The following is a 20,967-nucleotide window of genomic DNA, read 5'->3' as shown; positions in this document are numbered from 1 at the left end:
GGCGATGACCCCGACTCTCACGCCTCCGGAGACGGTGGATGCAGTAGGCGCCGATGAACGGTGCGACCGGTGCAACGCGGCCGGCAAACTACGGGTGACCTTGGCGGGCGGCAGCGAGCTGGTGTTCTGCGGACACCACGCCAACAAGTACGCCGACGATCTCGTCAAGATCGCGGTGCAGTTCAAGGCCGACCCTGAGTTCACTTGGCGTGGCGCCGATCTGATGGCCAACTGACACGACGAGACCACTGGACAGCGATGGCTGGGCCCCACCGGACGGTGGGGCCCAGCCCTTCTTTTTGCCTGCGCCAGCTGCTTATTCAACCAATTTGTTGCGAAGCTGCCCGGGATCAGCATAACCTCTTGTTCAACCAGAACGTTGAACAAGAGGGAGGTGCCGGGTGAGCGAGGACCGGTTGTCGCTGGTGTTCGCGGCGCTGGCCGACCCGACCCGCCGGGACATCGTCACCCGGCTGACCGACGGCGACGCCACCGTCAATCAACTGGCCGCGCCCTACGACATCTCGGTGCAAGCGGTCTCCCGGCACATCAAGGTGCTTGAGGACGCCGGCCTGGTCAGTCGCAGCCGGGACGCCCAGCGGCGGCCCTGCCACCTGGAAGCCGAGGTCTTCGACCTGATGTCCCGGTGGCTCGACCGGTACCGCCAACGGGCGGAGGAGCGGTTCAGCCGGCTGGACGCCGTTCTGGCGGCGCTGGACGACGACCAGCCGACCACCGACCGTCAAAGCACCCACGGAATCGACCCAAAACAGCAAGGAGCAGCGTGAAAGCCACGACCACGACCGGCGACCCGACCACCCGTACCCGCGTCGAGGCGCACCCCGACCTGCCCTCGATCCAGATCGTCCGCGACTTCGCCGCGCCCCGGGCCCGGGTGTTCCGCGCCTGGATCGACCCCGACCTGGTCACCCAGTGGCTCGGCCCGAAGGACCTGGAGCTGCGGATCGAACACTGGGACGGCCGCACCGGCGGCAGCTACCGCTACACGAACTGGCGCGACGGCGAACAGATCGCCGGATTCTACGGTTCCTTCCACGAGGTACGCCCCGACGAGCGGCTGGTGCAGACCTTCACCTACGACGGGGTGCCTGACGGGGTCAGCCTGGACACCGCCACCTTCGAGGACCTGCCCGATGGCGGCACTCGGGTCACCGTACTGTCGCTGGTCGAGAACCTGGTCGCCCGCGACCAGATGCTGGCCAGCGGGATGGAGCACGGCGTCCGCGAGGGGTACGAGAAGCTGGACCACCTGCTGGCGACCGGCTGACCGGCACCTGCCCGGATCACAGCGTCTGCACCGTCGCGATCCGCTCCTCCAGCTGCTCGATGGTGGCCTGCGCACTCGGCGGGCCGCCGCACCGCCGCCGCAACTCGGCGTGGATCTTGCCGTGCGGCAGTCCGGTGCGGTGGTGGTGCGCGGCGACCAGGGCGTTCAGCTGACGGCGCAGGGTGATCCGCCGCTCCCCGGCCGTCGGTGCACGTTCCGCCGGCCGGGCGGCGGGTACCGGTTGATCCGTCGACCGGGCCCGCCGCTGCGCGGCGATCTGCTCGGCCTGCCTACGGTTCAGCAGCACCGTGACCTGATCGGGGGTGAGCAGGCCGGGCAGGCCGAGGTACTCCTCCTCCTCGGCGGTGCCGGCCTGGGCGCCGGTGCCGAACGAGGCGCCGTCGAAGATCACCTGGTCCAGCTCGGCGGTGGCGGACAGCGCCTCGAACCGCTTCTCCAGCTCCCCGCTGGCCTGCTCGTTGCGCTGGGCGCGCTCCAGCAGGTCGTCGTCGAAGCCCTCCCGCTTCTTGGCCGCCCCGATCACATGGTCCCGCTCGGCCTCCATCTCGCTGGCCAGCCCGAGCAGGTGCGGGACGCTGGGCAGGAACACCGTCGCCGACTCCCCCGGCCGGCGGGCCCGGACGAACCGGCCGATCGCCTGGGCGAAGTACAGCGGCGTCGAGGCGCTGGTCGCATAGACCCCGACGGCCAGCCGGGGGATGTCCACCCCTTCGGAGACCATCCGGACCGCCACCATCCAGCGCTGCTCGGACCGGGCGAACGCGGCGATCCGGGCCGACGCGCCGGCGTCGTCGGAGAGCACCACCGCGGCCTTCTCCCCGGTGAGCCGCTCCAGCAGCCGGGCGTACGAGCGGGCCGCCGCCTGATCGCTGGCGATGACCAGACCGCCGGCGTCGGACATGCCACCGTCGCGCAGGAAGGTGAGCCGGGCGTCGGCCGCGCGCAGCACCGCCGGCATCCAGTCGCCGGCCGGATCCAAGGCGGTCCGCCAAGCCTGGGCGACGAGGTCCTGGGTCATCGGCTCGCCCAGCCGGGCGGCGAGCTCGTCCCCGGCGCTGGTCCGCCACCGGGTCTCCCCCGAATAGGCCAGGAACAGTACCGGCCGGACCACCCCGTCGCGCAACGCGTCGGAGTAGCCGTAGATGCTGTCCGCCCGGGACCTCGGCAGGCCGTCGCCGCCCGCTTCGTAACGCACGAACGGGATCGGGTTGTCGTCCGAGCGGAACGGCGTACCGGTGAGCATCAGCCGGCGGACCGCCGGCTCGAACGCGGCCTTGATCCCGTCGCCCCAGGACCGGGAATCACCCGCGTGGTGGATCTCGTCGAGGATGACCAGCGTCCGCCGGGTCATCGTGCGCCGCCGATGCACCTGGGGAGCCATCCCGACCTGGGCATAGGTGACCACCGCGCCGTGAAAATCGGCGGCCGAGTGCAGGTCGGCGTTGCGGAACGCGGCGTCGAGCTGGATGCCGACCCGGCCGGCCGCCGCCGCCCACTGGGTCTTCAGGTGCTCGGTCGGTGCGACCACGGTGACCGCCTCGACGGTGCCGTCGGCCAGCAACTCGGCCGCGATCCGCAGCGCGAACGTGGTCTTACCGGCACCCGGCGTGGCGACGGCGAGGAAGTCCTCGCTGCGCCGGCGCAGATACTCCACCAGTGCCCGGCGCTGCCAACCGCGCAGCGCCGGGAACGTGTCGACCGTCGGCATGGTGGTCGGCACGCGAACCCCTTTCCCCCGTGATCGGACCCGGACCAGCCGGCGATCACGGAACCGTCTACCCGCTCGTCCGGCGGCCGTGACCGGAGTGCGGTCGACGGCCACGAAAAGGCCCTCGCGGCCGGTGGACGCGAAGGCCGATCGGAGTCCGGCTCAGCCGGTCATCGACTCGTAGATCTCCTTGCACCGGGGACAGACGGGTGATCCGGGTTTCGGCGTACGGGTCACCGGGAAACGCTCGCCGCACAGTGCGATCACGAAGGTGCCCATGACGGCGCTCTCGGCGATCTTGTCCTTGCGGACGTAGTGGAACATCTCCGGGCCGTTGTCGGCGTCGGCATCCTTGACCTCGGGACGCTCAAGAACCTCGGTAGTCACGTCGTCTCCCACCTCCAGGCTGAGAGTCTGGCAGTTTGTGGCGTACGGGTCCAACGTCCGGCACGACCCCCGCCCCGTACCGTGGTGATCATGGCAGAATCCGCAGGCCGCACCGGGCCGTTGCACTACGACATCCAGTACGGCGCCGAGGTGGCCGACGCCCGCCGGGACGGACGGGCCATCGTCGCCCTGGAAAGCACCATCATCGCACACGGCCTGCCGCGACCCGACAATCTGCGGGTCGCCCGCGAGATCGAGGCCGCGGTACGGGCCACCGGCGCGGTGCCGGCGACCATCGGCATGCTCGGCGGGCGGCTGGTGGTCGGGCTGGACGACGCCGAGCTCACCCGGCTGGCCGGCTCCGACACCGTCGCCAAGCTCTCCGCCCGGGACCTGGCGCTGGCCGCGGCGAGCGGCGTGGACGGGGCGACGACGGTCGCCGCCACCAGTGTGGTCGCGGCGGCGGCCGGGATCGGCGTGTTCGCCACCGGCGGGCTCGGCGGGGTGCACCGGGAGGCGGCGCAGACCTTCGACGAGTCGGCTGACCTGGTCACCCTGGCCGGTACGCCGATCACCGTGGTCTGCGCCGGGGTGAAGTCGATCCTGGACGTGGCGGCCACCCTGGAGCGGCTGGAGACCCTCGGTGTGGCGGTCGCCGGCTACCGCAGCCGGCGGTTCCCCGGCTTCTTCGTCACCGACAGCGGCCACGACCTGCACTGGTCGCTCGACTCGCCGGAGCACGTCGCCGAGGTGATCCGGGCCCGGCGTCGGCACGGCTTCGGCGGGGGCGCGCTGGTGGTGGCGCATCCGCTGCCGCCGCAGGAGCAACTGGATCCGGGCCTGCACGACACCACCCTGGCCACCGGGCTGGCCCGGATGGCCGAGGCAGGCGTCACCGGCAAGGAGGTCACCCCGTTCCTACTGGCGCACTTCCACTCGGCCACCGCGGGTGCCAGCCTGGCGGTGAACATCCGGATCATCCTGCGCAACGCCGACCTCGCCGGGCGGATCGCCGTGGCGGCGGCGGAGGCGGAGGCCGCCCACGCGGCGGAGTTCGCCGGTGCCGCAGAGCCGACCGGCACGGCGGGGTGACCGGCCGCAGGCTGACCGGCGACGCGATGGCCCTCAGTCGGCCGCGCCCCGGCCGGGTCCTGGTCGTCGGCGACCTGGTCACCGACGTGGTGGCCGTGCTCACCGCTCCGTTGGCGGCCGGTTCGGACACGGCGGGCGGGATCCGGTTCACCGGCGGCGGCCAGGCCGCCAACACCGCGGCCTGGCTGGCCGCGCACGGCGTACCGGTGACGTTGGTGGCGGCGGCCGGCGACGACGCCCTCGGGGACATCCGGCTGGCCGAGCTGGCCGCGGCCGGGGTCGACCTCGCGGTACGGCGCTGTCCGGACACGGCGACCGGCACGGTGATCGTGCTCGCCCACGGTGAGCAGCGCTCGATGGTCGCCGACCGGGGTGCCAACCTGTCGCTGCGGGCCGGTGACGTCGACGCCGCCGTGTCGCTGTTTCCCGACGCGACACACCTGCACCTGTCCGGCTACCCGCTGCTGCACCCGGGCAGCCGGGAGGCGGGCCGGCACGCGCTGGTCGCCGCCCGGTCGCGCGGCATGTCGACCAGCGTCGACGCGGCGTCGGCGGCTCCGCTGCTGGCCGCCGGACCGGCGAGGTTCCTCGACTGGGTACGCGGGACCGACCTGCTGCTGGCCAACCTCGACGAGGCCACGGCGCTGGGGCTGGCCGACGGGCTGCCGGAACCGGCGCCGGTCCGGCGGCTGGTGGTCAAGCGGGGCTCCGGTGGAGCCGTCTGGCACGAGCCGTCGACGGCGGTATCGGAGGCGGCGGTGGTCGTGTCGGAGGCGGTGGCGACGACCGTGCCGGTGGTCGACCCGACCGGCGCCGGTGACGCCTTCGCCGCAGGGCTACTCGCCGCCTGGCTCACCGGCGATGATCCGGTGACCGCGCTGGCCGCCGGTGGGCGGGCGGGCGCGACCGCGGTGGGGGTGGTCGGTGCCCGGCCGGTTCGCCGCGTCGGGTCAGGGCTCGACGTCGATGACGCGGGCCGGTGACGGCGTGGTCGGCACCGCGCCGACCTGCGCCGGGCCGCCCCGTGGAGTGGGTTGGCGCCGCTGGTTGCGCATCCGGTGCCGGTCCTTCGGCGGCCGGTCGTTGGCGAGCAGCACGGCCAGCCACGGCACCAGGATCATGCCGACCGCGCAGATCGGCAGCCAGAGCCAGAGCAACGGCGCCTCGCTGGTCACCAGGACCGCGCCGACGATCAGACAGATGCCCCGGATCGACATCATCAGCACGTACCGACGTTGCCGGCCGCGCAGTTGGTCTCCCGGGCTCGGTTCGGCGTCGGTGATCACGGTGGGTTGCCCAGCGGTCCGTCGCACCGTGCCTCCTCCTGTCGCGTACCGCCAATCGTCGCACCTGCCGGCGCAGGTCGCCGAACGCCCAGCCGCAGATGTGACCGACCCACCAGCCGACGGACGTGACCGGCGGTGGCCGGTCGGTCAGCCCTTGGCCGCCTTCGCCGCCGCCTTCATCTGCTGCTTGTGTTCCCGGACCCGGACCAGGGAGTCCTCGTCGACGATGTCGGCCACCGAGACGTGCGCCCCGTCCCGGCCGAACTCGCCGGCCGCTTCCCGCCAGCCCGCCGGCTGTACGCCGAACCGCTTGCCGAGCAGCGCCAGGAAAATCTGCGCCTTCTGCTTGCCGAAGCCGGGCAGCTCGCTGATCCGGGCCAACGCGGTCGCCCCGTCCGGGGCGTCGGTCCAGATCCGGGCCGGGTCGTTGTCGTACCGGTCGACGACGATCCGGCAGACCTGCTGCACCCGTGCGGCCATCGCCTTCGGGAACCGGTGCAGCGCTGGCCGCTGTGCGAAGACCGCGATCAGCTCCTCAGGGTCGTACTCGGCGAGTTCGCGGGCGTCCGGCTGGTGCCCCAGCCGCAGACCCAGGTCGTAAGGCGCGGAGAAGGCGCGCTCCAGCGGCACCTGCTGATCCAGGACCATCGCGACGACCAGCGCCAGCGGGCTGCGCCGCAGCAACTCGTTGGCGTCCGCGTCGATGGGCAGCGAAAGGCTCATCCGCGTATCCTGCCCGATCGGAGCAGATCGTCCGGCGACGACCCGCCCCGCCGGGCAGGATGGGCCAGGATTAGTCAGGCGACCGGGCAGGATGGCAACGTGACCGACGACATGACCGATTATCCCGCGCTGCTCCACGCGGCCGGGATCGACCAGTTGCGAACCGCGCTCACCGCGGCCCGGTTCACCTCCACCGGGATCGCCGAGCGGCTGGGGCCACAGGCCACCTCCGCCGTGGCCCGCAACGACCACCGGGAAGCGCTACGACGCACCGCCGACGGTGATCCGCTCGCCACCCTGATCCGCCTGTTCGTCTGCGCCCAGACCGAGCCGGCCGACACCGTCGCCGCCGCGCTGGCGCCGCTGCCGCTTGCCGACGCGCTCGCCGCCGGACTGGTGGAGCAGTCACCGGACGGACCCGGGCTGCGGCAGGGCGTCGACCTGGAGCCGTACGGTGACGCCTGGTGGGTGATCTCGGACGTGCCGTCGCACCTGCGGGCGGGCCACCCGCTCGCCGCCGATCATGTCCTCGGCATCGGTGGCTCGTCGACCACCCTGGCCGGTGCGGTGCACCGGCGGCCGGTCGGCGCGGCGCTGGATCTCGGCACCGGCTGCGGCGTACAGGCGCTGCACCTGGCCGGCCACGCCGACAGCGTCACCGCGACCGACCTGTCGGCCCGGGCGCTGCGGTTCGCCGCCACCACCGCCGCGCTCAACGGCCAACAGTGGGAGCTGCTGCACGGTGACCTGACCGCGCCGGTCGCCGGTCGCCGGTTCGACCTCGTGGTCAGCAACCCGCCGTTCGTGGTCGGGCCGGGCACCGCCACCCACACGTACCGCGACTCTGGCCGGATCGGCGACGGAGTCTGTGCCGAACTCGCCGCCGCCGCCCCGGATCTGCTCGCCGACGGCGGCACCATGCACTACCTGGCGAACTGGATGCACGTCGCCGGGGAGGACTGGACCGAACGGGTCGCGGGCTGGCTGGCCGGTTCCGGGCTGGACGGCTGGGTGATCCAGCGGGAGGTCGCCGACCCGGTCTCCTACGTCAATCTGTGGCTGGCCGACGCCAGCGAGGGCCCGGACGCACACCGGGCGGCCGCCTGGCTCGACTGGTTCGACGCGCAGAAGGTCGAGGCGGTCGGCTTCGGTCTGGTCACCCTGCGCCGTAGCGGACACGCAGACCCGGTGGTCCGGGTCGAGGAGCTGCGCCAGCAGGTGGCACCGCCGCTGGGCGACCGGGTCGACGAGTGGTTCGCCCGGCAGGACTGGCTGCGCGCCCGCGACGCCGCCGGTCTGCTCGACGCCCGCTACCGGGCCGCCGACGGGCTGCGACTGCAGCAGGAGGCCGGCATCGGGGACGACGGCTGGGCGGTCGACCGGCAGACCGTCACGTTGACCGGTGGGCTGCGCTGGACCGAGGAGATCGATCCGCTGGTGCTGGCGGTGGTCGGCGGGTGCACCGGTCGGTTGCCGATGCGCGAGCAGTTGTCGCTGCTGGCGCTCGCGCACGACGTGCCCGAGCACGAGCTTGCCGAGGCCGCCGTGCCGGTCCTGGCCCGGCTGGTCGAACGCGGCATCCTGTTGCCGGAGTGACCGGCGGCGGTGTAATCGGCCGGCCGACGCGACCAGCCGGCCGACGCGACCAGCCGGGTGGCCGGTGTGGCAGGCTGGCCGGTGTGCGGGCGGTGGTGCAGACGGTCGGTCGGGCCTCGGTGACGGTCGACGGCGAAGTGGTCTCGGCGATCGGCCCCGGTCTGCTGGTGCTGCTCGGGGTGACCCACACCGACACGGTCACGACCGCCGCCGAGCTGGCCCGCAAGATCTACGAGCTGCGGATCTTCCCGCCTGATCCGCACGGTGAGGGCTCCGCCGAGCGTTCCGCCGCGCAGCTGGCCGCGCCGGTCCTGGTGGTCAGCCAGTTCACCTTGTATGGCGACGCGCGCCGGGGGCGACGGCCGAGCTGGTCCGCCGCCGCCCCGGCGGAGCTGGCCGAGCCACTGGTGACGGCGGTGGTCGAGGCACTGGCCGCGCGGGGCGCGACAGTACGCACCGGACGGTTCCGGGCGCACATGCAGGTGGAGAGCGTCAACATCGGACCGCAGACCATCCTCCTGGAACTGTGACGTCACTGTCAGCAACCGCCAGCCGGTGTACGGCAACGGTCAGGTCCCGAATTCATGCCACCTGGTCCCCGGCTAACCGTGACTTCACGCCCTACCCGGCAAGCTGGTTGTCACCAGCGGCAGTCCGCTGCTGGCTCACCACTTGTCGACGCGGGGAGGCGACTGAGAGTGGTCACACGTACCATCGAAGACGACATCGACACCACCGTCCAGGTCACCACCGACGGTCAGCACGACCTTGACGCCACCGACGACCGCGGCGCTTCGGCCGATCTGGTCCGCGCATACTTGAACGGGATCGGACGCACCAAGCTGCTCACCGCCGTGCAGGAGGTGCTGCTGGCCAAGCGGATCGAGGCCGGGCTGTTCGCCGAGGAGAAGCTCGCCGGGCCCGGCCGGCTGTCCGCGCAGCTGCGCGCCGACCTGGGCGTCGTCGCCGCCGAGGGCCGCGCCGCCAAGGACCACCTGCTGGAGGCGAACCTGCGGCTGGTGGTCAGCATCGCGAAGCGGTACACCGGTCGGGGGATGGCCTTCCTCGACCTGATCCAGGAGGGCAACCTCGGCCTGATCCGCGCCGTCGAGAAGTTCGACTACGCCAAGGGCTACAAGTTCTCCACCTACGCGACCTGGTGGATCCGCCAGGCCATCACCCGTGCCATGGCCGACCAGGCCCGCACCATCCGGATCCCGGTACACATGGTCGAGCAGGTCAACCGGATGGTACGGGCCCGTCGTGACCTGTCGGCGACGCTGGGGCGGGAGCCGACGATCGGCGAGATCGCCGCCGCCATGTCGGTGCCCGAGTTCCAGGTGATCGAGCTCATCTCCTACGACCGGGAGCCGGTCAGCCTGGACCAGACCGTCGGCGAGGACGGCGAGAGCGCCCTCGGCGATTTCGTCGCCGCCGTCGACCCGCGCGAGCAGGGCGGGGAGTCCGCGTCCGAGGGCAAGCTGCGCAACGAGGTGGAGATTGTCCTGTCCACCCTGTCCCAGCGGGAGCAGGCGGTGATCCGGCTGCGGTTCGGGCTGGACGACGGCCGGCAGCGCACCCTCGACGAGGTGGGCCGGGAGTTCGGCCTGTCCCGGGAGCGGATCCGGCAGATCGAGAAGGTCACGCTGCTCAAGCTGCGGCACCCGTCGCGGGCGCAGCGGCTGGAGACGTACGCCGGCTGACCAGGGGGACAGCCGGTCCATCGGGGGCGGCGGCCGGTCGCGGGCCGGTACGGTCAGAGCCGGCGCGGGCCGGTGTCCGGACGGGCGTCCGGCGACCCGATCACGACGCTGGCGTGCAGCACCGTCAGCCCGCCCGGTCGGGCCAGGACCGGGTTGAGCCGTAACCGGTGGACCTGCGGCTGCTCGTCGGCGAGCCGCCCCACCCGCAGCAGCAGATCGACCAGGGCGGCCCGGTCCACCGGGCCGGCTCCCCGGTAGCCGGACAGCAGCGGCGCCGCCCGGGGTTCGTCGACCAGCCCGGCCGCGTCCCGGTCGGTCAGCGGCGCGGCCCGCCAGGCCCGGTCACCCAGCAGATCGGTCGCCACGCCGCCAAGCCCGAAACCGACCACCGGGCCGAAGGTCGGGTCGGTGGTCGACTCGACCACGCAGGCGACGCCGGGCGGCACCATCCGTTGGATCAGCACCTGCGCGCCGAACTGGGTCGCGACGTCGCGGTACGCCCGTTGCACCGCGTCCACGGTGGCCAGGTCCAGCCGTACCGCGCCGAGGTCCAACCGGTGTCGCAGCCCGTCCGCCGCGGCCTTGAGCACGACCGGCAGGCCGAGCCGCCGCGCGGCGGCCACCGCCTGGTCGACCGAGGCGGCCGGGATCGAGTCGACCACCTCGATGCCGTACCCGGCGAGCAGCCCGACCGGGTCGACCGGGTCGACGGTCAGCGCGGCACCGGCCGCAGCCGGATCGATCCCGGCCGGGTCCGGCACCGTACCGGGTGGCTCGCGCAGCCAGTCGGCGTAGTCGGCGACCCGGGCCAGCGCCCGGACCGACTCCTCCACCGACGGGTAGGTGGGCACCCCGGCCGGCGGCTGGCCGACCAGCAGCGTCGCGACCGTCGGCTTGTCACCGGCGAGTGCGACGCTGGCCAACGCCGAGGTGAAGTCGGCGTCCTCGTCCGCCAACTGGTTGGGCAGCGGCGGCGCGAACACCACCACCAGGGCGTCCACGGCGGCATCGACGGCGGCGTCGGCGAGCGCGTCGGCGAACTCGTGCGCGCCGGCTTCGGGCGCGACGGTACGCGGGTAGTCGGCCGCCACGGTGAGCCGCTGCGCCCGGCAGGCCGCCGCGGCCAGCGTGGTCAACGCCGACGAGTTGCCGACCACGGCCACCCGCCGGCCCACCGGCAGCGGCTGGTTGGCCAGCAGGGTGCCGACGTCGAACATCTCCGCGACCGTGTCGACCCGGATCACCCCGGACCGGGCGAACAGCCGGGTCACCGCTGCGGCGTCCGGGCCCTGCTCGACGGGTGCCGTCGAGCCGGCGCCGGAGGCCAACGCCACCACCGGTTTGGTGCGCCCGATCCGGCGGGTCAGCCGGGCGAACTTGCGGGGATTGCCGAACGTCTCCAGGTACAGCAGGATCACGTCGGTGCCGGGGTCGTCCTGCCAGTACTGCAGCAGGTCGTTGCCGGAGACGTCGGCCCGGTTGCCGGCCGACACGAACGTCGACAACCCGAGCCCACGCCGGTCCGCCTCGGCGAGCAGCGCCACGCCGAGCGCACCGGACTGGCTGAAGAAGCCGACCCGGCCAGCCGGCGGAAGCTGCGGCGCCAGCGTCGCGTTGAGCCGGATCCGCTGGTCGGTGTTGGCCACACCGAGACAGTTCGGGCCGACCACCCGCAGCCCGGCCACGTGTGCGGTACGGATCAGTTCCCGCTGGGCGGCGGCGCCGGCCGGGCCGGACTCGGCGAACCCGGCCGAGATGACCACGACGCCGTGGGCACCGGCCGCGGCGGCGTCGGCGACCACGGCCGGCACCGCGTCCGGCGCCACCGCGACGACCGCCAGGTCGACCGGGTGGCCGGCGTCGGCCGCCCGACGGTACGCGGGCAGCCCGCCGATGCGGTCGACCGCCGGATGCACCGGGACCACGTCCCCGGTGAACCCGCCGTCGCGCAGGTGACCGAGGACCGCCGCGCCGACCCCCTGGCCGGTGGCGCTGGCACCGTAGACGGCGACCCCCCGGGGGGTCAGCAGCCGGGCGATCGACCGGGCCTCGGCGCTGTGTTCGCGGCTCCACTGCACCTGCAGGGACGCCTCCGTCGGGGCGATCGGGAAGCTCAGGTGGACCACACCGTCGGCGTACCGGCGGCGGACCTGGAAACCGGCGTCGGCGAAGACCCGCAGCATCGGCGCGTTGACCGGCAGCACCTCGGCGACGAAGGAGGTGACGCCTTCGGATCGGGCTGCGGCGGCAAGGTGCTCCAGCAGCACCGAGCCGACGCCCCGGCCCTGATGGGCGTCCTCGACGACGAACGCGACCTCGGCTTCGGGCGAGCCCGGACCCATCCGGTCGTAGCGGCCGACCGCGAAGATCCGGTCACCGGAGACCACCACGAACGCCTCCCGGTCGTGGTGGTCGACGTTGACGAAGCGCGCCAGGTCGCGGTCGGGGATCCGCGGGTACGGGGAGAAGTACCGCAGGTAGCGGGTGCGGTCGGAGAACCGGGCGTGCATCGCGACGATCGCGTCGCCGTCGTCCGGGCGGATCTGCCGCAGGTGGACGGTGGTGCCGTCGCGCAGCAGCACGTCAGCCGATCGGTCCATGGTCAGTCCCGGGGGTCGTGCGGATCGAGTCCGTGCAGTGGGAAGACCGCCCGGCGGGTCGCCATGATCGCCCGGTCGATCGGGTCCGGGTCACCGGCCGGCTGCCACGGCTGGAAGTCCAGGTCGGCCTCGTCGGTCATCCGCAGCGGGACCTGCCGGCCGGGACAGCGGGCGGCGGCCAGCTTTCGCCACCGGGGTGGAGTCAGCGTGGCCGGGTCGATCGGCGCGCCGGTGGCGATCGCCAGCAGATGGGTCCAGGCCCGGGGCACCACCTCGACCAGGGCGTACCCGCCACCACCGGTGGCGACCCAGCGGCCGCCGCAGTGCTCGTCGGCGAGGGCCCGCAGCGCCAGGTACGCGGCCCGCTGGCCGTCGACGCTGAGCCCCAGGTCGGCCAGCGGGTCGAGCCGGTGCGCGTCCGCCCCGCACTGGGTGACGAGCAGCTGCGGCTGGAAGGCCCGCAGCAGCGACGGCACCACGGCGTGGAACGCGCGCAGCCAGCCCCGGTCGGCGGTGCCGGACGGCAACGCGACGTTCACCGCGCTGCCCTGCGCGCCGGGGCCACCCACCTCGTCGGGGAAACCGGTGCCGGGGAACAGCGACAGCGGCGTCTCGTGCAGGCTGACGGTGAGCACCCGCGGGTCGTCGTAGAACATCTCCTGCACCCCGTCGCCGTGGTGCACGTCGATGTCGACGTACGCGATCCGTTCGGCACCGAGGTCGAGCAGCCGGGCGATGGCCACCGCCGGGTCGTTGTACACGCAGAACCCGGCGGCCCGGCCGGGCATCGCGTGGTGCAGCCCTCCGGAGACGTTGACCGCCCGCCGTACGTCGCCGCGCCAGACCGCCTCGGCAGCGGCCATCGTGGCGCCGGCCACCAACGCGCTGGCGTCGTGCATCCCGGCGAACGTCGGATTGTCCGGGGTGCCGAGGCCGTACCCAGAGAAAAACGGGTCGTCGTGGGCGACCCGGACGGCGTCGAGGTAGTCGGCCCGGTGCACCCGGGTGAGCGCCACGTCGTCGGCCGGCTCCGGGGCGAGCAGCCGCACCCCGGGGCGGTCCAGCAGGCCGTACTCGCGGGCCAACGCGATGGTCAGCTCGACCCGTACCGGGTCCAGCGGGTGGTCACCGAGGTCGTACGCCAGCAGGCGCTCGTCCCAGACCACCAGCGTCGCGTCGGTACCGCCCACCGCCGGTTGCTGACTCGTCCCGTCCGACATCTGACTCGTCCCGTCCGACATCTGGCCATCGTCGCACGCACCCGGCCGCCCTGGGCCTGATGGACAGCCCGGCCGGTAGCGGCCGCGGGTCAGCCGGGCTCTGGCCCGGTGGCGACCGGTCGGGCCGGGTCGGTGATCCACTCGCTCCACGATCCCGGGTACAGCGCCGCGTCGGTGCGGCCGACGCGGTGCAGGGCGAGCACCGTGTGCGCGGCGGTCACCCCCGACCCGCAGTACGCCGCGACCGGGGCCTGCGGCCGCAGCCCGGCACCGGTGAAACGGTCCCGCAGCGTGCCGGCGTCGTGCAGCAGCCCGGCGTCGTCGAGGTGCAGCGTGGTCGGCAGATTCACGGCGCCGGGGATGTGCCCGGCCACCGGGTCGACCGGCTCGTGCTCGCCCCGGTACCGGGCGTCGGCGCGGACATCGATCAGCAGCCCGCCCTGCCGGGGCAGCCGGCCGGCGGCGTCCGCGTCGAGCACCGGCAGACCTCCCGGGCGTACCGTGACGTCGCCGGGCGGCGGTACCGGCACGTCGGCGGTGACCGGCTGGCCGGCCGCCGCCAGCCAGGCGGGGTAGCCGCCGTCGAGCGCCCAGGTCGGCCGGTGCCCGGCCCAGCGCAGCGTCCACCAGGCGCGGGCGGCGGCGAGACCGTCGCCACCGTCGTAGACGACGACCGGGTGCCCGGTGCGTACCCCGGCCCGGCGCAGCGCCCGCTGCAGCGTCTCCGGGTCGGGCAGCGGGTGCCGGCCACCGGTGCCCGGTGGGCCGCACAGCTCGGCGTCCAGGTCGACGAAGACCGCGCCGGGCAGGTGGGCGGCGACGTAGTCGTCACGGCCCGGCGGGCCGACGAGCCGCCAGCGCACGTCCAGCAGGGTCGGCGGGCGCCCACCGGCCAGCGCGGCGGCGAGCCCGGTGACGGCGACGGTAGGGTCTGCGGTATCGAACACCATCCCAGTCAACACCATGCGGGGCTGCACCTGTCCCCTGCCGATCGTCCGTTCCGGCTGGTTATCGGCGCTGCAAGGTAGGATTGAACGCTGGAGGGCAGCTGACCGTGAATGATCTTGTCGATACCACAGAGATGTATCTGCGCACCATACTTGAGCTCGAGGAAGAGTCGGTGCCGCCGCTGCGTGCCAGGATCGCCGAGCGGCTGCACCAGAGCGGCCCCACCGTCAGCCAGACGGTCGCCCGGATGGAGCGCGACGGGCTGCTCACCATCGAGGACGACCGTAACCTGCGACTCACCGAGCTGGGCCGGGCCCAGGCGGTCTCGGTGATGCGCAAGCACCGGCTCGCCGAGCTGCTACTGGTCAACGTCATCGGCATGCCCTACGAGGAGGCCCACGAGGAGGCCTGCCGTTGGGAGCACGTGATGAGCGACGCGGTCGAGAAGAAGGTCTACGACCTGCTCAACCGGCCGACCCGGTCGCCGTACGGCAACCCGATCCCCGGCCTGGACGCGCTGGGTGACGGCCCGACGGAGCTGGCGAATCCGGACATCAGCCCGGACACCGAGCGAAACCTGGCGTTCCCCGGCCTGACCGGCACGGTCGTGGTCCGGCGGATCTGCGAGAGCGTGCAGACCAACGCCGACGTGCTGCGCCAGTTGCACGCCGCCGGGGTGGATCCGGGGGCGACGGTCACCGTGGCGCAGGAACGCGACGGGGTGACCATCGACCGGTCCGGCGACAAGATCCACCTGCCGCGCGAGGTCGCGTCCCGGGTGTTCGTCGCGGCCGCCGACCACGGACGGACACTGGCCGGCGCGGCCGCCTGAGCACCAACCCGCGGCCTGAGCACCAACCCGCGGCCGCCGGAGCACCAACCGGCCGGCGGTGCGCCACGCACCCCCGGCCGGTCACTTCGTCCTGCGGCCGGTCACTTCTTGCGGTTGTCGTGCACCACCCGGGCCAGCTCGACCATCTTGGGCGCCAGCTCCACGGCGGACAGTTCGTCGTCACCGGGAGCGAACGTCCAGCGCAGGCTGATCAGCTTCGGGTCCCCGGTGATCCAGTTGACCTCCAGTGCCGCCCCGTACCCGGTGTCCGGGTCCGGCTTGACCGGGATCCAGTAGGCGGCCTTGCCGAGATCCTTGATCTCCTTGGCACCGACCGGGGCGACGTCGTCGGCGAAGACCGACGCGCTCGCCTTGGTGTCCGAGATGGAGACCATCAGGTCGGGCAGCGGCTCCTCGGCCGGCCGCAGCACACACGACTGCGTCTTGTCGTGCTTGTTGGCCGCCGCCACCTCGAACCGGAACCCGACGGTCTGCTCGACCACGTCGAAGTCGAGCACCGTGCATGCCCCGCCGGACTCGGCGGCCGGCGGACGGGGCACCTCCGGGTACGGCTCGACCGGGCTCGGCGACGGACTGGCCTGGGCCGGGTCGTCCGGGGCGGGGTTCTCGGTGGCCACCGCTCGGCCGGAGCACCCGGCGGCGAGCAGCAGCAGGATCAGCCCGGCGCCGGACAGACGCAGCCGAACGCCCACAGTGACCTCCCACGGTCAGGCCGGTCGAAAAGGCGGATTGTTCGTCGCACACCGTACGGCCTCCGCCGCCGCCGCGAAAGCCCGCCACCCGCGCCGGCCGCGCCGCGTAGGAGATCCTCGGCATCACCGCAGATACGGGCAGTGCCGGCAACCCTGGTCACAGCAGGTGCCCCGACGGGCCAGGAACGCCGCGGTCAGCACGAACAGCCCAGTGTCCGGGTCAAGGTAGCCGGCCTGGTCGGCGTCGAGCGCCGCCGCGTGTGCGGCCAGCACCGCCGCCCGGTGCGGGTGGTCGGCTGGCAGCCGCGCCGGATGCGGTTCGGTGAGGGGGCGGTCCGCCAGCGGCAGACGCCTCCCCCGCTGCCGTGCCATGCCGGTGACCTTACGCAGGCCGCCGGTGTGGTAACACTCGTGGGTCCCACCGCGCCGTGACGGCGCGGCCACCGACCCGAACGGACCACCGATGACCTCGTACGCCCTGCTGATCCACCCGTCGGCGAACCGGGTGTACGCCGAGTCGGCGGTCGGGCTGGCCGCCGCCGAGCTGGGTGTCTTCGCCGACCGGGCACTCGGCGGCCGGGTGGACGACGTCGCGGTCACCACGATCGGCGGGCTGCCGTACGTCACCTTCACCGGCGTCGACCTGACCGACCGGGACCTGTCGGTACTGGCGAACCTGTCCGCCAGGTACGCGTTCTTCGCCCGCGACGGCGACCTGCTGCGGCCACTGGAGGTGACCGGCCGGGACCGCTTCGACAGCGATCTGATCACCATCCCGAAGTACGCCGGCAAGACCAACGAGCAGTTCACCAAGCTGCTGCTGAACGTGACCGTGCTGGCCACCGCTGACCGGGTCGGCACGGCTGGGACCATCGGCACCGGCGGGACCGCCGTTGCCGCCGGGGCGGCGGCCGGGCCGCTCGGCCCGGACTCGCCGCCGCTGCGGGTCCTCGATCCGATGTGCGGCCGGGGCACCACGCTCAACCAGGCGATGATGTACGGCTGGCACGCCGCCGGGGTGGAGATCGACGGCAAGGACTTCGAGGTGTACGCCAACTTCATCCGTACCTGGTTGAAGCACAAGCGGCTCAAGCACTCGGCCGAGATCGCACTGGTGCGGCGCAACCGGGCCGTGCTGGGCCGGCGGCTGGCGGTCACCCTGGCGGCCAGCAAGGACGACCACCGGGCCGGGCGGACCGTCGACCTGACGATGGTGCACGCCGACACCCGCCGCAGCCGGGAGGTGTTCCGGGCCGGCAGCTTCGACGCCATCGTCACCGACGCGCCGTACGGGGTGCAGCACGGCACCCGCGGTCAGGCGGACCGGTTGACCCGCGATCCGCTGGGTCTGCTGGCTGAGGCGCTGCCGGGTTGGGTGGCGCTGCTGCGCCCCGGTGGGGCGCTCGGCATCTCCTGGAACACCCTGGTCGCCGCCCGCGACGACCTGGCCGCGCTGCTGGTCAAGGCGGGCCTGGAAGTGGCCGACGGTCCGGGGTACGGCAGCTTCGCCCACCGGGTCGACCAGGCGATCGTCCGGGACCTGATCGTGGCCCAAAGAGCCTGACAAACGCCAATTCCTGACACGATCGACAGTTTGTCAATAACGGACAGAATGATCGACCATGTGACCAGCATCACACCTCGATATCGACAGCTCTCTTCATTGCCCTGCCACTCCTTGATACCTTCTGAATAGCAGATGACGGCACGCAGATGCGGACACCTCACGCAGATGCGGACACCACCGGAATCAGCATCTGACAATGTGCCGGCTCAGCAAACCACAGTTTGCCCAGCATCCGACGCCAGCGCCACAGAAGCGCCGCCTGGTGAACCACGGGGGATCATCGTGTCTTTCGAGCTGTGGAATCCAGCCACCTACGATGCGCTGCGGCGCCAACTCATCCCGTCGTTCGACCTGTTGTACGGCAGCGCATCCAGTGCCGTGCAGATGTCGGTGCCGGGCCGGCCACAGATCCTGGACCTGGGCGCGGGAACCGGGCTGCTCAGCGCCGCCCTGCTCGCCCGCATCCCAGATGCGACCATCACTCTCGTCGACCATTCAGAACGGATGCTCGCGCAGGCCAGACAACGGTTCGACGGCGACGGCCGAGCCAGTTTCGCGGTTCAGGGACTGATGGATCCGTTGCCGACAGGACCGTACGACGCAGTCGTTTCCGGCCTGGCGATCCACCACCTCGAGCACCACGATAAACAAGCGCTGTTCGGTCGCCTGCCCGCCATTCTGCGGCCGGGTGGGATCTTCGTCAACGTCGAGCAGGTCCTCGCGCCCGCGCCGCGACTGGAGAAGATGTACGACCGGCAGCACGAAAGCCACGTACACGCCGCCGGAACACCTGCCGACGAATGGGCGGCCGGCCGCGAACGGATGAAGCACGACATCTGCATCGACGTCGGAACCCAACTCGGCTGGCTACGCGACGCCGGCTTCGACACCGTGGACTGCCTGGCCAAGGACTGGCGGTTCGCCACCTACGCCGGGTGGCTGGCGTCGTGACCGCTGCCGGGCTCTACCAGGCCGTCCGTGACATGGCCGGCCGTCGACCCGACGCCGTGGCGGTGTGCACCACCGACGACGCGGCCGTGACATACCGCGAACTCGTCGAGTCGACCGACCGGGTCGCCGCCGGACTCGCCACCCGCAGCGTGGCGGCCGGCGACACCGTCGCCGTGGTGCTGCGCAACGGCATCGGCTACGTCTGCCTGATCCTGGCGGTGGCTCGGCTCGGTGCCCGCTACGTACCGCTGATGGCGAACTTCGACGACGCCGGGGTACGGACGGCTCTCGACCGGGCCCGTCCCGCACTGCTGGTCACCGACGGACACCGCCGGATCCCTGCCGACGGACCGGCCACGGTCGACCTCGACACACTGACCGCCGCGACACCCCGGCCGGAGCCCACCGCGGGCAACACCGCAGACTCCACCGCCGCAGCGGCTACCGTCTTCCGACTACTGTGGACCTCTGGCTCGACCGGCTTCCCGAAGATGATGGCCTGGCGGCAGGACCGCTTCGTCACCGAACGACGCCGCTGGCTGGCCGACACCGGGATCCGCCCCGACGACGTCTTCTTCTGCCGCCACACCCTCGACGTGGCACACGCCACCGACCTGCACGTGTTCGCGGCGCTGCTGTCCGGCGCACAACTGGTGCTCGCCGACCCGCACGCACCGGACGGCACGCTGCTGGCCCAACTGGCCGCCCACCAGGCGACCGTGACCAGCGCCCTGCCGCAGCACTACGCCGATCTGGTCGCCGCCGCCCGGCACCAGGGCCGGTTCCCGCTGTCGGCGCTGCGCCGCCCGCTGTGCGGTGGTGCCTATCTCAGCCCGACGATCGTCCGGGACGCCGCCGACGTGCTCGGCATACACATCCGGCAAATCTACGGCTCGACCGAGTTCGGCCTGGCGCTGGGCAACATGGACGACGTACCGCAGACCGACACCGCCATGGTCCCGGTCCGTGGCGTCGGCACCCGACTGGAAACCTTCGTGCCCGGTCACCCCGACGTCGGGGAGCTGGTGCTCTACTCGGACTGCACCAGCGAAGGGTACGTCGACGCGCCACAGGCAAACGCCCGTACCTTCCGCACGCCCGAGTTCTGGACCGGGGACGTGGCCGAACGCACCCCGCAGGGCGGCTACCGAATCCTGGGCCGGGTGTCCGAGACGCTGGCCACCCGGGACGGGCCGATGCTGGCACCGGTGCTCGACGAGCAACTCGCCACGGCCGAGGCGGTGGCGCAGGCCGTCAGTCTGGCCGTGCACCCCGGCGACTACCGCGACGCGGTCGCCGTGGCGGTCGTCGCCGCCGACGGGCACTCCGGCGACGAGGCCGTCAAGGCCGTCGAGGAACTGCTCTCCGGGCACGGGCTGACCGGTTCGGCGCACGCCGTCGCCGCGATTCCCCGTACCCCGGTCGGCAAAATCGACAAACCGTTGCTCCGCACGCGACTCGGACTGGTCGGAGGCAGCCGATGACCCGGCACCTGGACCGCGGTCACGGACCGGCGCTGGTCACGGGCGGTCACGGACCGGCCCTGGTCATGGTGCCCGGGCTGGCCGCCACCGCCGAGTTCTTCTCCGCCGCGGTGGCCCGGCTCGCCACCCGGCACCGGGTGGTGGTCGTCGAACTACCCGGACACGGCGACAACGCCACAGCCGACCGACCGGCCAGCCTCACCCGCGCCGCCGAGGACCTGCACACCACCATCGAAGAGCTCGACCTGGCCGGCGTCACCCTGCTGGGCTGGTCGCTCGGCGCGACCGTGGCCTACGGCTACCTGGAGCGGTTCGGGGCCGCGCGGATCCGGGCCCTGGTGTCGGTCGAACAGACGCCACGGCTGCTGTGCGACGACGACTGGCCGTACGGGGCCTTCGGCAGCCTCGACGCCGCCGGAGCCGACGCCGTCCTGGCCAGCGTGACCGACGACTACCCCGCCTTCGCCGCCGGACTGGTCCGCGGCTCGTTCGCCGCCGGCACCGACCCCGACCCGACGACGCTGGCCGACCTCATCGACCAGACCCGCCGGTGCGACCCGGACGCCGTACGGGCGCTGCTCGCCGAGGCGCTCACCGTGGACTGGCGTGACCGGCTGCGCCGGATCAGCGTACCGACGCTGCTCGTCCACGGAGCGCACAGCCAGGTCTACCCCGGCGAGGTCGGCGGGTGGCTGCGCTCGGCGATACCGGCGTCCCGGCTGGAGGTGTTCCCCGGCAGCGGCCATCTGCCGTTCGTCGAGGAACCTGACCGGTTCGCGGACCTCGTGTCGGCCTTCGTCGACCACCCGGTGGCTACCTGAATCATCCGCCGGGCACCGTCGTCCGCC

22 protein-coding genes are annotated in these 20,967 nt (G+C 72.6%); 13 read left to right on the top strand and 9 right to left on the bottom strand.

Translation table 11 applies throughout. The features are described from left to right. Window positions 1-4: 4 nt before the first annotated feature. The 3 genes from ACXAHD_RS13355 to ACXAHD_RS13345 all read left to right on the top strand — a co-directional run bounded on the left by ACXAHD_RS13355 (window position 5) and on the right by ACXAHD_RS13345 (window position 1,288). Complete coding sequence (locus ACXAHD_RS13355; RefSeq protein WP_281554072.1) at window positions 5-235, top strand: DUF7455 domain-containing protein; 231 nt, start codon at window positions 5-7, stop codon at window positions 233-235. A 166-nt stretch (window positions 236-401) separates the two neighbouring features. Beyond that, window positions 402-788, top strand: a complete 387-nt coding sequence (locus tag ACXAHD_RS13350) for an ArsR/SmtB family transcription factor (protein WP_281554071.1) — start codon at window positions 402-404, stop codon at window positions 786-788. Beyond that, window positions 785-1,288, top strand: a complete 504-nt coding sequence (locus ACXAHD_RS13345; RefSeq protein WP_289212520.1) for an SRPBCC family protein — start codon at window positions 785-787, stop codon at window positions 1,286-1,288. The genes ACXAHD_RS13350 and ACXAHD_RS13345 overlap by 4 nt, the downstream gene beginning before the upstream one ends. Before the next feature lie 16 nt (window positions 1,289-1,304). Here ACXAHD_RS13345 and ACXAHD_RS13340 read toward each other — a convergent pair whose 3' ends face one another. After that, the gene (locus ACXAHD_RS13340; RefSeq protein WP_281555519.1) at window positions 1,305-3,017 is read right to left on the bottom strand and encodes a DEAD/DEAH box helicase; all 1,713 of its coding nucleotides are present in this window, start codon (window positions 3,015-3,017) and stop codon (window positions 1,305-1,307) included. Window positions 3,018-3,179: 162 nt separating this feature from the next. Then, complete coding sequence (locus ACXAHD_RS13335; RefSeq protein ID WP_123600724.1) at window positions 3,180-3,404, bottom strand: DUF3039 domain-containing protein; 225 nt, start codon at window positions 3,402-3,404, stop codon at window positions 3,180-3,182. A gap of 90 nt (window positions 3,405-3,494) precedes the next feature. On the opposite strand from ACXAHD_RS13335, the gene ACXAHD_RS13330 reads away from it, so the two are divergent. Beyond that, entirely contained in the window at window positions 3,495-4,496 is a 1,002-nt protein-coding gene (locus tag ACXAHD_RS13330) for a pseudouridine-5'-phosphate glycosidase (RefSeq protein ID WP_281554069.1), read from the top strand. 26 nt (window positions 4,497-4,522) lie between these two features. After that, the gene (locus ACXAHD_RS13325; protein ID WP_281555518.1) at window positions 4,523-5,479 is read left to right on the top strand and encodes a carbohydrate kinase family protein; all 957 of its coding nucleotides are present in this window, start codon (window positions 4,523-4,525) and stop codon (window positions 5,477-5,479) included. On the opposite strand, the gene ACXAHD_RS13320 is transcribed toward ACXAHD_RS13325, so the two are convergent. Continuing rightward, window positions 5,447-5,809 (bottom strand): DUF3099 domain-containing protein, encoded by a 363-nt coding sequence (locus tag ACXAHD_RS13320; RefSeq protein WP_281554068.1) that lies wholly within the window; start codon window positions 5,807-5,809, stop codon window positions 5,447-5,449. The genes ACXAHD_RS13325 and ACXAHD_RS13320 overlap by 33 nt on opposite strands. Window positions 5,810-5,929: 120 nt before the next feature. Continuing rightward, window positions 5,930-6,505, bottom strand: coding sequence for an HhH-GPD-type base excision DNA repair protein (locus ACXAHD_RS13315; protein WP_281554067.1), 576 nt, complete (start codon window positions 6,503-6,505; stop codon window positions 5,930-5,932). 111 nt (window positions 6,506-6,616) lie between these two features. Between ACXAHD_RS13315 and ACXAHD_RS13310 the strand changes: the two genes are divergently transcribed. The 3 genes from ACXAHD_RS13310 (at window position 6,617) to sigB (ending at window position 9,804) form a co-directional block, all read left to right on the top strand. Continuing rightward, window positions 6,617-8,101, top strand: coding sequence for a DUF7782 domain-containing protein (locus ACXAHD_RS13310; protein WP_475050861.1), 1,485 nt, complete (start codon window positions 6,617-6,619; stop codon window positions 8,099-8,101). Window positions 8,102-8,184: 83 nt separating this feature from the next. Next, a complete protein-coding gene (gene dtd / locus ACXAHD_RS13305; RefSeq protein WP_281554066.1) occupies window positions 8,185-8,631 on the top strand; it encodes a D-aminoacyl-tRNA deacylase in 447 nt (148 codons plus the stop codon). Window positions 8,632-8,826: 195 nt separating this feature from the next. Continuing rightward, window positions 8,827-9,804, top strand: a complete 978-nt coding sequence (gene sigB / locus ACXAHD_RS13300; protein WP_281555516.1) for an RNA polymerase sigma factor SigB — start codon at window positions 8,827-8,829, stop codon at window positions 9,802-9,804. Window positions 9,805-9,857: 53 nt separating this feature from the next. Here sigB and ACXAHD_RS13295 read toward each other — a convergent pair whose 3' ends face one another. The 3 genes from ACXAHD_RS13295 to ACXAHD_RS13285 form a co-directional block, all read right to left on the bottom strand. Then, window positions 9,858-12,404 carry a bifunctional acetate--CoA ligase family protein/GNAT family N-acetyltransferase gene (locus ACXAHD_RS13295; RefSeq protein ID WP_475050848.1) on the bottom strand — a complete coding sequence of 849 codons (2,547 nt, stop codon included), beginning with the start codon at window positions 12,402-12,404 and terminating at the stop codon, window positions 9,858-9,860. Window positions 12,405-12,406: 2 nt separating this feature from the next. Further along, on the bottom strand, window positions 12,407-13,624 hold the full coding sequence (locus ACXAHD_RS13290) for an acetoin utilization protein AcuC (protein ID WP_475050859.1): 1,218 nt from the start codon (window positions 13,622-13,624) through the stop codon (window positions 12,407-12,409). Window positions 13,625-13,713: 89 nt separating this feature from the next. Beyond that, complete coding sequence (locus ACXAHD_RS13285; RefSeq protein WP_475050857.1) at window positions 13,714-14,571, bottom strand: sulfurtransferase; 858 nt, start codon at window positions 14,569-14,571, stop codon at window positions 13,714-13,716. Window positions 14,572-14,678: 107 nt separating this feature from the next. Between ACXAHD_RS13285 and ACXAHD_RS13280 the strand changes: the two genes are divergently transcribed. Further along, window positions 14,679-15,404, top strand: a complete 726-nt coding sequence (locus tag ACXAHD_RS13280; RefSeq protein ID WP_475050846.1) for an iron-dependent transcriptional repressor DtxR — start codon at window positions 14,679-14,681, stop codon at window positions 15,402-15,404. Window positions 15,405-15,505: 101 nt separating this feature from the next. Here the strand turns inward: ACXAHD_RS13280 and ACXAHD_RS13275 are convergent, their stop codons facing one another. Then, window positions 15,506-16,117 carry a hypothetical protein gene (locus ACXAHD_RS13275; RefSeq protein WP_475050844.1) on the bottom strand — a complete coding sequence of 204 codons (612 nt, stop codon included), beginning with the start codon at window positions 16,115-16,117 and terminating at the stop codon, window positions 15,506-15,508. A gap of 123 nt (window positions 16,118-16,240) precedes the next feature. Beyond that, window positions 16,241-16,489, bottom strand: a complete 249-nt coding sequence (locus ACXAHD_RS13270) for a DUF5522 domain-containing protein (RefSeq protein WP_281554062.1) — start codon at window positions 16,487-16,489, stop codon at window positions 16,241-16,243. A 91-nt stretch (window positions 16,490-16,580) separates the two neighbouring features. On the opposite strand from ACXAHD_RS13270, the gene ACXAHD_RS13265 reads away from it, so the two are divergent. The 4 genes from ACXAHD_RS13265 to ACXAHD_RS13250 all read left to right on the top strand — a co-directional run bounded on the left by ACXAHD_RS13265 (window position 16,581) and on the right by ACXAHD_RS13250 (window position 20,940). Then, window positions 16,581-17,681 (top strand): TRM11 family SAM-dependent methyltransferase, encoded by a 1,101-nt coding sequence (locus tag ACXAHD_RS13265; protein ID WP_281554061.1) that lies wholly within the window; start codon window positions 16,581-16,583, stop codon window positions 17,679-17,681. A gap of 168 nt (window positions 17,682-17,849) precedes the next feature. Then, window positions 17,850-18,635: a class I SAM-dependent methyltransferase gene (locus tag ACXAHD_RS13260; protein ID WP_475050842.1), complete on the top strand. Its 786-nt coding sequence runs from the start codon at window positions 17,850-17,852 to the stop codon at window positions 18,633-18,635. Next, a complete protein-coding gene (locus ACXAHD_RS13255; RefSeq protein WP_475050840.1) occupies window positions 18,620-20,119 on the top strand; it encodes a class I adenylate-forming enzyme family protein in 1,500 nt (499 codons plus the stop codon). The genes ACXAHD_RS13260 and ACXAHD_RS13255 overlap by 16 nt, the downstream gene beginning before the upstream one ends. Further along, on the top strand, window positions 20,116-20,940 hold the full coding sequence (locus tag ACXAHD_RS13250) for an alpha/beta fold hydrolase (RefSeq protein ID WP_475050838.1): 825 nt from the start codon (window positions 20,116-20,118) through the stop codon (window positions 20,938-20,940). The genes ACXAHD_RS13255 and ACXAHD_RS13250 overlap by 4 nt, the downstream gene beginning before the upstream one ends. Window positions 20,941-20,967 lie beyond the last annotated feature (27 nt).

The organism is Micromonospora sp. ABR4_055, from assembly GCF_056160425.1.
Note: the sequence above shows the minus strand (reverse complement) of the source record. Positions and strands in the feature narration are given on the sequence as shown.

Excerpts from the sequence above, each read along its gene's own strand:
- ACXAHD_RS13355 (WP_281554072.1), top strand. The coding sequence starts at position 5 with ATGACCCCGACTCTCACGCCTCCGGAGACGGTGGATGCAGTAGGCGCC.
- ACXAHD_RS13340 (WP_281555519.1), bottom strand. The coding sequence starts at position 3,017 with ATGCCGACGGTCGACACGTTCCCGGCGCTGCGCGGTTGGCAGCGCCGG.
- ACXAHD_RS13330 (WP_281554069.1), top strand. The coding sequence starts at position 3,495 with ATGGCAGAATCCGCAGGCCGCACCGGGCCGTTGCACTACGACATCCAG.
- ACXAHD_RS13325 (WP_281555518.1), top strand. The coding sequence starts at position 4,523 with ATGGCCCTCAGTCGGCCGCGCCCCGGCCGGGTCCTGGTCGTCGGCGAC.
- ACXAHD_RS13315 (WP_281554067.1), bottom strand. The coding sequence starts at position 6,505 with ATGAGCCTTTCGCTGCCCATCGACGCGGACGCCAACGAGTTGCTGCGG.
- ACXAHD_RS13310 (WP_475050861.1), top strand. The coding sequence starts at position 6,617 with ATGACCGATTATCCCGCGCTGCTCCACGCGGCCGGGATCGACCAGTTG.
- ACXAHD_RS13295 (WP_475050848.1), bottom strand. The coding sequence starts at position 12,404 with ATGGACCGATCGGCTGACGTGCTGCTGCGCGACGGCACCACCGTCCAC.
- ACXAHD_RS13290 (WP_475050859.1), bottom strand. The coding sequence starts at position 13,624 with ATGTCGGACGGGACGAGTCAGCAACCGGCGGTGGGCGGTACCGACGCG.
- ACXAHD_RS13270 (WP_281554062.1), bottom strand. The coding sequence starts at position 16,489 with ATGGCACGGCAGCGGGGGAGGCGTCTGCCGCTGGCGGACCGCCCCCTC.
- ACXAHD_RS13265 (WP_281554061.1), top strand. The coding sequence starts at position 16,581 with ATGACCTCGTACGCCCTGCTGATCCACCCGTCGGCGAACCGGGTGTAC.
- ACXAHD_RS13260 (WP_475050842.1), top strand. The coding sequence starts at position 17,850 with ATGCGGACACCACCGGAATCAGCATCTGACAATGTGCCGGCTCAGCAA.
- ACXAHD_RS13250 (WP_475050838.1), top strand. The coding sequence starts at position 20,116 with ATGACCCGGCACCTGGACCGCGGTCACGGACCGGCGCTGGTCACGGGC.